We start from the raw sequence: 11,336 nt of genomic DNA, 5'->3' as shown, positions 1-11,336 counted from the left end.
GACGCGTCCGGCCGTGCTCGGCGGCACACCGGTGCGCACCGCCGCCTTCCCGAACTGGCCGGTCCAGGATGCGCGCGAGGAGCAGGCGCTGATCTCCGTCCTCAAGAGCGGCAAGTGGGGACGCGGCGGCGGAGGCCAGGTCAAGGCCTTCGAAGACCGCTATGCCGCGGCCACCGGCACCCGCGCCTGTCTGGCGACGGCCAACGGCACGTCGGCCCTGCTGACGGCGCTGGCGGCGATGGGCATCGGCGCCGGCGACGAAGTGATCGTGCCGCCCTACACCTTCGTGGCGACGATCAACGCCGTGCTGATGCTCAACGCGCTGCCCGTGTTCGTCGACACGGACATCGAGACCTTCCAGATCGACGCTCGCAAGATCGCCGCGGCGATCACGCCGCAGACGCGGCTCCTCCTGCCGGTCCATCTCGGCGGATCGGTGGCCGACATGGATGCCATCATGGCGCTCTCCACGGCCCGCAGCATCCCGGTCCTCGAAGATGCCTGCCAGTCGCACCTGGCGCAGTGGAAGGGCCGGCACGTCGGATCCCTGGGCACCGCGGGCTGCTTCTCCTTCCAGGCCAGCAAGAACCTGAACAGCGGCGAGGGCGGCGCCATCATCAGCAACGACACCGCCCTGGTGGACCGCGCCCACGCGTTCCACAACAACGGACGGCCGGGCTCCGGCAGCGACTTCGCCTATCGCCACACGGGCCTCAACCTGCGCCTGACCGAGTTCCAGGCCGCGCTCCTGCTCGCGCAGATGACCCGTCTCGACGCGCAGGCCGTGCAGCGCGAGACCAACGCCGCCTACCTGACGACCGAACTGGCGAAGATTCCCGGCATCACGCCGGCGAAGATGTACCCGGGCGTGACGCGCAACGCCTATCACCTGTACATGTTCCGCTACGACCCGGCGGGCTTTGCCGGCCTGTCGCGCGCCGCCTTCCTGAAGGCCATGCGTGCCGAGGGCGTGCCCGCCAGCGCCGGCTACTCGCCGCTCAACGCGGAGCCGTTCCTCGCCGCGACGTTCGCGTCGACGGCCTATCAGCGCATCTACGGTCCTGCCGCGCTGGCGTCGGCCGCCGAACGCAGCCGCACCCCGCAGAACGATCGCCTCTGCGCCGAAGCCGTGTGGCTGACGCAGACGATGCTGCTCGGGCCGCGCGAGGACATGGACCACATCGTGGCGGCCGTGCGGAAGATCCAGACGCATGCCGGCGACATCGCCCGTCAGTCCAACTAGGCGCCGCAACCCCCGGTGACCGCCGCGGCCGTCGACTTCCGGGGCGTCTCCTTCCGACACGCGGACGGCACACCCGTGCTCGATGGGCTGACCCTGGCCATCCAGCCGGGTGAGGTCGTCGCGCTGCTCGGCCGCAGTGGTGCCGGCAAGTCCACCATCCTGCGCCTGGTCAATCGCATGCTGCTGCCCACGCGCGGCAGCGTCCTGGTCGACGCCCAGGACACCCGCAGCTGGGACCCGATCCTCCTGCGCCGACGCATCGGCTACGTGCTGCAGGAAGGAGGGCTCTTCCCGCATCTGTCGGTGGCCGACAACGTCGCGGTGGTGCCACGGCTCGCGGGCTGGCTGCCCGAGGACGTCGAGACCCGCGTGCAGGAGATGCTGACACTGGTGGGGCTGCCACCCGACCGCTACGCCGCGCGCTGGCCCGACGAGCTGTCCGGTGGGCAACGGCAGCGGGTCGGCGTGGCCCGGGCGCTGGCCGCGGACCCGCCCGTCCTGCTCATGGACGAGCCCTTCGGCGCGCTCGATCCGATCACCCGCGCCGAGCTGCAACAGGAGACGGCACGCCTCCAGCAGCGACTGCGCAAGACCATCCTGCTGGTCACGCATGACGTCGAGGAGGCGCTGCTCCTCAGCGACCGCATCTGCGTCATCGACGATGGGCGACTGCAGGCGTGCGTCGCCGCCACGGCCTTCGACGAGGCCGACGATCCGGTCATCGCGGCGCTGCGCGACGCCCGCCTGCGCGGGAAGGCCCGGTGACCGCGTGGACGTGATCCGCTTCTGGCTCGATCACCGCGCCGAGGTGCTGGCGCTGCTCGGTCAGCACGTGCTGCTGGCCGGCCTGTCGACGCTGGTGGCCACGGCGATCGCCGTGCCGCTCGGGATTGCCGCGGCGCATCGCCCTCGCCTGAGCGCCCCTCTGGTCGGCCTCGCCAACGCCGTCCAGACCATTCCCAGCCTGGCGATGTTCGGCTTCCTGCTGCCCCTGCCGGTGCTCGGCGGCGTCGGATCGCGGACGGCCATCCTGGCGCTGACGCTGTACGCCCTGCTGCCCATCCTGCGGACGACGATCACCGGCATCACCGGCATCGATCGATCCGTGCGTGACGCCGGCGTGGCGCTCGGCATGACGCCGCGACAACTGCTGTGGCAGGTCGAAATCCCGCTCGCGATCCCCAGCATCGCGTCGGGCATTCGCATCGCCGCCGTGGTGGCCGTCGGGTCGGCCACCATCGCGGCCGCGGTCGGCGCCGGCGGTCTCGGCGAGTACATCTATCGCGGACTCGCCATGGTCGACTCCACGGTGATCCTCGCGGGGGCCATCCCGGCGGCGGCGCTGGCCCTGCTCGTGGACGGCGCACTGTGGTGGGTGCAGCAGCGATCGACGCGCCGACATCGGCGACGGACCGTGCGCGGCCCACTCCTGGCCGCAGGGGTGCTCGGCGTGGTTGGTCTCTCGACATGGGCGGTGCTGGCGTGGCGGGCGAGCGACGTCGTGGTCGTGGGCTCGAAGAACTTCGCCGAGCAGCTGGTCCTCGGCGAGATCGTCGCCCAGACGATCGAGGGCACCGGTCTGCGTGTCGACCGTCGACTCAACCTCGGCGGCACGCTGATCTGCGACCGTGCCCTGCTCTCGGGTGACATCGACATCTACGTCGAGTACACCGGCACGGCCCTGACGGCGGTGTTCAACCAGCCGACCGGCACGTCGCGGCGCGAGGTCACGCGGACGGTCCGCGAACTCTACGCCCGCAGCGGCCGCACGCTGCTGCCGCCGCTCGGCTTCGACAACACCTTCGCGATGCTGGTCCGCGGCGCAGACGCCCGGGCGCGCGGTCTGCGCAGCATCGAGGACGCCGCGCGCGAGGCACCACGCTGGCGCGCCGCGTTCGGCTACGAGTTCCTCGACCGTCCGGACGGCTTCACCGGGCTGGCCCGCGCCTACGGCATCACCCTGGCGGCGCCGCCGACGTCGATGGACCTGTCGCTCACGTATCGCGCGCTCGCCTCCGGCCAGGTCGACCTGATCGCCGGCGACGCCACGTCCGGGCTGATTCGTGCCCTCGACCTCGTCGCGCTCGAGGACACGCGCGGCTACTTCCCGCCCTACGACGCCGTGCCGGTCGCGCGGGCGGAGACCCTGCTGCGGCATCCGGCGATGCGCACCGCCATCGAGTCCCTGACCGGGCGTGTGACGGCCGCCCACATGCGCGAGATGAACTACCGCGTCGAGGCGCTGCGCCAGCCGCCGGCCGACGTGGCGCGGGCGTTCCTCGCCGGCGAGATCGTCGTGCCATGAGTGGCGACTCGCCGCGCGCGACCTGGCACTTCCTGCTGCAGCTGATCACGCCCTATCGCGGGTCGCTCTCGCTCGTCGCGCTGGCGCTGCTGGTGCAGACGTTCGCGCGCCTGGCCTCGCCCTGGCCGCTGAAGGTCGTGCTCGACTCCGTGCTGGGCGGCATGCCGCTGCCTGCGCTGCTGGCGCCACTGGTCGGTGCCGGCACGCCCATCGCCATCCTCGACGCGGCTGTCGTCGCCACCATCGCCATCGCGCTCATCGAGGCGGCCGCCGGCTACGCCAGCGCGTACTACACGGCCAGCGTCGGCCAGTGGGTGGCCCACGACCTGCGCCAGACCGTCTACGCCCACCTGCAGCGCCTCTCCCTCTCGTTTCACGAGCGGCGTCAGGTCGGTCCCCTCATCAGCACGATCACCGACGACGTCAAGGCGGTGCAGGACTTCGCGTCGCAGTCGCTGGTGTCGATGGTGGTGGACGCCCTGACGATCGTCGGCGTGCTGGTGGTGATGCTGTCGCTGAACTGGAACTTCACGCTCATCGCCCTGTCGGTCACGCCGCTCCTCGCGCTGTTCGTGTATCGCCTGCGGCACCTCGTGCGCGTGTCCACGCACGACGTCCGGCGCCGGCAGAGCGAGATCGTGTCGATCGTCCAGGAAGGACTGACCTCGATTCGCGTCGTCAAGGCCTTCGCCCAGGGCCGCTTCGAACTGCAGCGGCTCGATGCCAAGAGCCTCGAGAGCGTCGAGGCCGGGCTGCGCGCGCGCCGCATCCGCGCCCTGCTGCCGTCGCTCGTCACGGTGCTGGTGGCGACCGGCACGGCGGCGGTGCTGTGGTTCGGCGCTCGACTGGTGCTCCAGGGACAGATGAGCGCCGGCGCGCTCGTCGTCTTTCTCGCCTATCTGACCCGGCTGTTCACGCCCATCCAGAACCTCGCCCGGACGAGCAACGCCATCGCCCAGGCGTCGGTCGGCCTGGAGCGCGTGCGTGAGGTGCTGGCGGCGGACGAACGCCTGGCGCGCGCCCCGCACGCGCGCACGCTGGCGCAGGTCGCGGGCCGCGTCGAGTTCCGGGGCGTGCACTTCGCCTACGTGGCGGGGCGTCCGGTGTTGCACGACATCTCCTTCGTGGCGGCACCTGGCGAGATGATTGGTCTGGTCGGGCGCAGCGGCAGCGGCAAGAGCACCCTCGCCAGCCTCATCGCGCGCTTCTACGACCCGACTGCCGGGCAGGTGCTGGTCGATGGCATCGACATCCGGGAGGTCACCGCGCGATCGCTGCGGCGACACATCGGCTTCGTGCTGCAGGAGACCCAGCTGTTTCATGCGCCGGTCTGGCAGAACATTGCCTACGGCAGTCCCGATGCGACGCGCGAGGCCATCGTCGCCGCCGCGACCCAGGCGCACGCGCACGCCTTCATCGAGGCCCTGCCGGAGGGCTACGACACGGTCGTCGGCCAGGGCGGGGTGCCGCTCTCGGGCGGGCAGCGGCAGCGCATCGGGATTGCGCGCGCCATGATCCGCAACGCGCCGATCGTCATCCTCGACGAACCAACCTCGGGGCTCGACGCCGAGTCGGAGGCGCTGGTGTTCGACGCCTTCGGACGCCTGCTCGAGGGACGCACCGCCTTCGTCATCGCGCATCGTCTCGCCACCATTCGTCGCGCCGACCAGATTCTCGTCCTCGACCAGGGGCGCATCGTCGAGCACGGCACGCATGACGCCCTGACGGCGGCTGGCGGGCTGTATGCCAGCCTGCTCGAGGAGCGCGAGAGGTAGGATTTCCCCCGTGCCCCACTTCCATCGCCTGCTGCTGTCGTGTCTGTTCGCGCTGTGCTCGCTCCTGCTCGGCCCCGGCCGCGCCGGGGCCGTCGACCTCGTCGACCTGTCGACCGCCACCATCGTCGTGCGACCGGATCCCCGCCCGCAGGGCGAGAAGATGGCTGCGCAGGTGTTGCAGGAGGAACTCGAGCAGCGGCTCGGTGTCCGACTGCCCGTGAGCACGACGTGGCCTCGGGACGCGTCGACCGCCATCGTCATCGCGTCGGGCCTGCAGTCTGGCGTTGGCGCCGAAGGATTCCACCTCGCCGTCGACCGGACCGGCGATCGCACCGTGGTGCGGGTGACCGGCGTCGATGGGCGGGGGACGCTGTTCGGCGTCGGTCACCTGCTGCGGCAACTGCGCTGGACGCCTGGCAGGGCTGGCGGCCTGGCGAGCGGGCTGCCGGTCGACCTCGACGTCACGTCGGCACCGGCCTACGCGATCCGTGGCCATCAGCTCGGCTACCGCCAGCACTCCAACACCTACGACGCCTGGGACGAGGCGGCCTACGACCGCTACATCCGCGAGCTGGCCTTGTTCGGGGCCAACAGCATCGAGAACATCCCGCTGCAGGACCCGCGCGTCAGCCCCCACTTCCGTGTGCCGCGCGACGAGATGAACGTGGCCATCAGCCGCGTCTGCGCCAGGTACGACCTCGACTACTGGATCTGGACGCCGGCCGACTTCGACCTGGCCGACACCGCCAGGCGGGCCGAGACCCTCGACACGCTCGAGGCCCTCTTTGCGAAGATGCCGCGGCTGGACGCCATCTTCGTGCCCGGCGGCGATCCCGGGCACAATGCCGCGTCGCTGGTGCTGCCGTACCTTGCGGACCTCGGCGCGCGCGTCCGGAAGCATCATCCCCGGGCGAAGGTGTGGCTGTCCCTGCAGTGGTTTCCGGCGCCGCAGGTCGACTGGATCTACGAGCAGATCAACGCCACGGCGCTGCCGTGGCTCGGTGGACTGGTGGCAGGACCGAGCAGCCCGCCGCTGGCCGAGACCCGGGCGCGGCTGCATCCGCGCTACCGCCTGCGCGACTATCCGGACGTCACGCACACCGTCCGCGCGCAGTACGTCGTCCCCGACTGGGATCCGGCCTTCAACCTCACGCTGGGACGCGAGCCGATCAATCCGCGGCCCGTCTTCTACGCCGACCTGCACGATCGTATCGCCTCGCACAGCGACGGCTTCATCACCTACTCGGACGGCGTCAACGACGACGTCAACAAGGCGATCTGGAGTCGGAAGGGCTGGGCGCCGGAGTCGGGCGCGCGCGACATCCTGATCGAGTACGCGCGGCTCTTCTTCGGCGACGCGGTGGCCGAGCGCGCCGCCGATGGACTGCTGGCCCTCGAGAAGAACTGGGAAGGCCCACTGGCGACCAACGGCGCCGTGGACGGCACGCTGGCCACCTGGCAGCGTCTCGAGGCCGAGGTGCCGGCGCTGCAGGGGCAGTGGCGCTGGCAGCAGGCGCTGCTGCGCGCCTACTACGATGCCTACACCCGCCATCGGCTCCTGCGCGAGACCGACATCGAGCAGCGTGCCAACGCCGTGATGCTGGCCGCCGGATCGACCGGCGCGGCCGCGGCGGCCACGCGGGTGCGGACGCTGCTCGCCGAGGCGGACCTGCCGGGGCCACAGGAGGCGTGGCGCCGCCGCATCACCGATCTCGGCGCGGCGCTGTTCTCGTCGATCGGCATGCAGCTGGATACCCCCACCTACAAGGCGAGTGGCACCGAGCGCGGTGCGGTGCTGGACTTCCTGCACTACCCGCTGAACAACCGCTGGTGGCTGGAAGACGAACTCCTTCGCGTGCTGGCGCTGCCCGACGAACCCGCGCGGGTCGCCGCGCTCGAGGCCCTCGCGCGATGGGAGTCACCGGGCCCCGGCAGCTTCTACGACGACCTCGGCCACGTCGGTCGTTCGCCACACGTGCGGAAGGCGCGGGTGAGTGGGGCCAACCCGCCGGAACTCGAGGACGGCCCGACGCCTCACTTCACCTGGGAGAACGACGGTCGCAGTCGCAAGCGGCTCTCGTGGCAGGTGAGCTTGCGCTGGCCGATCGCGCTCGTGTACGAGCAGGTCGACCCTGCCGCCGAGTACCTCGTGCGGCTGAACGGCAACGGGGACGTCCGGTTGCGCATCAACGGCGTCCCGGTCCAGGCGCGCCACGCCAGTACGACGCTCGGCGACCCGAAGGAATACGTCGTGCCGGCCGACGCCGTGCAGTCACGACGCATCGTCCTGACGTTCGACGACATCGACGAAAGCGACCGCAACTGGCGCCAGCACTCGCGCCTGCACGAGGCGTGGCTCGTGAAGCGGTCGGCACGAGGAGCGCCATGACCACCCGTGACCTGCTGCGTGGCCTGCTCGCCGGCGCCTGCCTGGTCACGCGAGCGGTGGTGGTGTCGGCGCAGTCGGCGCCTGTCCCGTCGCCGTCGGCGCTGATGCCGGCGCTGACCGCGGCCCTGTCGACCTACGACGTGGTGCTGAAGCCGGATACGGAGGCCGCCGAGTGGTGGGCCGGGGCGCCCTCGGTGGTCCGGGACCAGCACGGCATCGTCTGGATGGCGGCGCGCATGCGCAGCCCCGAGGCCCCACGCGGGCAGCGCGGCTACGAGATTCGCCTGCTTCGCAGCGACGACGGCGTCAGGTTCGAGACGGTCCATCGCATCCGTCGTGCCGACGTGCCGGTGGCGGGCTTCGAGCGTCCCGCCTTGCTGATCGACCCTGTGACCCGGCGCTTCAAGCTCTATCTCTGCGGGGCATGGCAGGGCGGGCCGTGGGCGATCCTGAAGCTGGACGACGCCGAGTCGCCGACAGGGTTTCGCGCCTCGACCGCCCGACCGGTCATCACGGCACCGCCGCAACGGTCGGCGCGAGACGTCGGGGTGCACGAGTACAAGGATCCCGTCGTGGTGCACGATGGACGACAGTGGCATGCGTACGTGACGGGGTACGCGCGTCAGAACGAGCGGACCTATCACTACACGAGCGACGACGGCGAGCGGTGGCGCCCGGTCGGCGACGTCAACGCGCCGATCCTCGACCTGACGGGGTGGCGCAACTTTTTCGTGCGACCGGCCTCCGTGCTGCCAATCGGCGCCGGCTACCTGTTCGTCTACGAAGGGTCGTCGACGCGCTGGCACGATCCCGTCTACAACGTCGTGACGGGCCTCGCCTACACCTTCGACCTGCATCACCTGATCGATCTGACCCCCGAGGCTCCGCTGGCGGTCAGCACCACGCCCGGCCAGTTCCACACCTTCCGCTACTCGCACTGGCTGCGCGTCGGCGACGAGGTCTGGATCTACGCGGAGGTGGCCCGGCCGGACGATGCGCACGAGATTCGTCGATTCCGGCTGGCACTTCCGCCAGGGTGACCGGCGGCCCCCCTGCTCTCACGCCCTTCTCACGGCCTCGGGAGGCATACTTGTCGGGATGCCTTGTCTCCAGATCGTCATCGTCAGCACCCGTCCGGGCCGAAAGGGCCCGGCGCTCGCCACCTGGTTCGAACAGCACGCCCGCGCCCACGGCGCCTTCGAGGTCGAAGTGGTCGATCTCGCGGCCATGGCGCTGCCGGTCTTCGATGAGCCCGAACATCCCCGCCTGCGCAAGTACCAGCATGCGCACACCAGGGCGTGGAGCGAGACGGTGTCACGCGGCGACGCGTTCGTCTTCGTGACGCCCGAGTACAACTTCACCACGCCAGCCAGCCTGGTCAATGCGGTGACCTACCTGTTCCACGAATGGGCCTGCAAGCCGGCGGCCTTCGTCAGTTACGGCGGTATCTCGGGGGGCCTCCGGGGCGTGCAGACCACTCGGCTGCTGCTGTCGAATCTGAAGGTCGTGCCGATCGTCGAGGCCGTCACCGTGCCGATGTTCGCCTCGCACATCGATGCCAGTGGTGTGTTCACCGGTGACGCGAAGCTCGACGCGTCGGCCGCCACCGTGCTCACCGAGCTCGCCCGCTGGGAACAGGCGCTTCGTGTCCTGAGGACGCCGAAGGCCTGATCGATGTCCACCCCGGAAGACCCCTCGTCCACGCTGCTCGGCATCGACCGCCGCCTCGCCCTCAGTCTGGCGTGCGGTGCGCTGTTGATCGCCGCGTGGGTGGGTGAGGGCTGGCTGGGGCTGTCGCATGCGTGGGCGGTCGGGTTGTACGTGCTGTCGGGCGTCTGCGGCGCCGCCGAACTCGTGCGGGCCACGCTCGGCGAGATTCGCGAGGGCCGGTATCGCGCCGACATCGACCTGCTGATGCTGCTGGCAGCGCTGGGTGCCGCTGGCCTCGGCGAGTGGGTCGAGGGCACGTTCCTGCTGTTTCTCTTCTCGCTGGCGAATGCGGCCGAGCACTACGCGATGGGGCGGGCGACCGGCGCGATCCGGGCGCTCGGCGATCTCACGCCGCCGACCGCCCGGCTGATCTTCGCCGACGGTCACGACGAGGTCGTGCCCATCGCGCAGGTGGCGCGTGGGGCCCTCGTGCTGATTCGCCCGTCCGAGCGGATGCCGGTCGACGGTGTCGTCCGCAGCGGTCGCTCGGCGGTCGACCAGGCACCCATCACCGGCGAGTCCGTGCCCGTCGACAAGGCGCCGGGCGATCAGGTGTTTGCCGGCACCGTCAATGGCGACGGCGCCCTGCAGGTGGAGACGACGAAGGCGGTCGGCGAGCGGACGCTCGATCGCATCATCCAGCTCGTCGCCGATGCCCAGGCGCAGAAGGCGCACACCGAACAGCTGACGGCACGCTTCGAGCGCGCGTTCGTGCCCATCGTGCTGGTCTCGGCCACGCTGCTGATCGTGGTCCCGCCACTGCTTGGCGTCTGGCCCTGGGCCACGAGCATCTACCGTGGCATGGCGCTGCTCGTCGGGGCCTCGCCCTGTGCGCTCGCGCTCGGCACGCCGGCGGCCATCCTCTCGGGGATTGCCCAGGCGGCCCGGCGCGGGGTGCTCGTCAAGGGCGGCGCGCAACTCGAAGCCCTCGGCATGGTGAGCGCCCTGGCGGTCGACAAGACGGGCACCTTGACGATCGGCAAGCCCGAGGTCACCGACGTAGTGCCGATCGAGGGCAGCCGCGAGCGGCTGCTGGCCGTGGCCGGTGCCGTGGAACGGCAGTCGCAGCATCCGCTGGCCGAAGCCATCGTGCGGCGTGCGGATGCCGAGGGCGCCGCGGCGCTCGAGTCCGGGCCCCTCGAGAGCGTGACGGCACGAGGGGTGCGCGCCGTCATCGACGGCGAGACCGTCGAGATCGGCAGCCTCCGCATGTGGGCCGACCTGCCGGGCGGGGTGCCGTCCGTCGTGCAGGAGGCGGTGGCGGCCCTGCAGGCGCAGGCGCGCAGCACGATGGTCATCAGGCACGGCACGCGCTGGCTGGGTGTCTTCGGCGTGGCCGACACGGCACGGCCGGCGGCGGCCGCGGCCCTCGAGGCGCTGCGGCGCATGGGCGTCAAGCCGATCGTGATGCTGACCGGCGACAACGAGCACGTCGCCCGACAGATCGGACGCGAGGTGGGCATCGACGACGTGCAGGCGCACCTGTTGCCGGAGGACAAGGCGCTCGCTGTGGAGGCCTTGCGGCAACGCTACGGCAGCGTCGCGATGATCGGGGACGGCGTCAACGATGCGCCGGCCCTGGCGAGCGCCAACGTCGGCATCGCCATGGGCGCGGCGGGCACCGCGGCGGCCCTCGAGGCGGCCGACGTCGCGCTCATGAGCGACGACATCGCCCAGGTGCCGTTCGCGATCGGCCTGGCCAGGCAGACGCGCCGCATCATCGTCCAGAACCTGGTGATCGCCCTCGGAGTGATCGGGTTCCTGATTCTGGTCACGACCACCGGCCTGATGGGCATCGGCCCCGCGGTCGTGCTCCATGAAGGCAGCACGCTGGTGGTGATTGCCAACGCGCTCCGCCTGCTGGTCTACCGCTGAGGCAACGAAGGCGGGCCGCCTCGCGTCCCATCGAGTGCC

At 70.8% G+C, this 11,336-nt stretch carries 8 protein-coding genes; all 8 read left to right on the top strand.

Annotation, left to right across the window (positions count from 1 at the left end):
- Positions 1–1,243: DegT/DnrJ/EryC1/StrS aminotransferase family protein (locus Q0C41_RS07395; protein WP_291982378.1), on the top strand; the 1,243-nt coding region annotated here is incomplete at its 5' end.
- Positions 1,244–1,258: 15 nt separating this feature from the next.
- Complete coding sequence (locus Q0C41_RS07390) at positions 1,259–2,008, top strand: ATP-binding cassette domain-containing protein (protein WP_291982376.1); 750 nt, start codon at positions 1,259–1,261, stop codon at positions 2,006–2,008.
- A gap of 4 nt (positions 2,009–2,012) precedes the next feature.
- Positions 2,013–3,548 (top strand): ABC transporter permease/substrate-binding protein, encoded by a 1,536-nt coding sequence (locus Q0C41_RS07385; RefSeq protein ID WP_291982375.1) that lies wholly within the window; start codon positions 2,013–2,015, stop codon positions 3,546–3,548.
- Positions 3,545–5,323, top strand: a complete 1,779-nt coding sequence (locus tag Q0C41_RS07380; RefSeq protein ID WP_291982373.1) for an ABC transporter ATP-binding protein — start codon at positions 3,545–3,547, stop codon at positions 5,321–5,323. The genes Q0C41_RS07385 and Q0C41_RS07380 overlap by 4 nt, the downstream gene beginning before the upstream one ends.
- A gap of 10 nt (positions 5,324–5,333) precedes the next feature.
- Positions 5,334–7,712: a glycoside hydrolase family 20 zincin-like fold domain-containing protein gene (locus Q0C41_RS07375; protein ID WP_291982371.1), complete on the top strand. Its 2,379-nt coding sequence runs from the start codon at positions 5,334–5,336 to the stop codon at positions 7,710–7,712.
- Positions 7,709–8,752 (top strand): hypothetical protein, encoded by a 1,044-nt coding sequence (locus tag Q0C41_RS07370; RefSeq protein WP_291982369.1) that lies wholly within the window; start codon positions 7,709–7,711, stop codon positions 8,750–8,752. Before Q0C41_RS07375 ends, Q0C41_RS07370 begins: the two co-directional genes overlap by 4 nt.
- Before the next feature lie 58 nt (positions 8,753–8,810).
- On the top strand, positions 8,811–9,383 hold the full coding sequence (locus Q0C41_RS07365; protein WP_291982367.1) for an NADPH-dependent FMN reductase: 573 nt from the start codon (positions 8,811–8,813) through the stop codon (positions 9,381–9,383).
- 3 nt (positions 9,384–9,386) lie between these two features.
- On the top strand, positions 9,387–11,297 hold the full coding sequence (locus Q0C41_RS07360) for a heavy metal translocating P-type ATPase (RefSeq protein WP_291982366.1): 1,911 nt from the start codon (positions 9,387–9,389) through the stop codon (positions 11,295–11,297).
- Positions 11,298–11,336 lie beyond the last annotated feature (39 nt).

Source organism: Luteitalea sp., assembly GCF_022842525.1.
Lineage (GTDB): Bacteria > Acidobacteriota > Vicinamibacteria > Vicinamibacterales > Vicinamibacteraceae > Luteitalea.
This window is presented reverse-complemented; position numbering and strand designations above follow the sequence as displayed.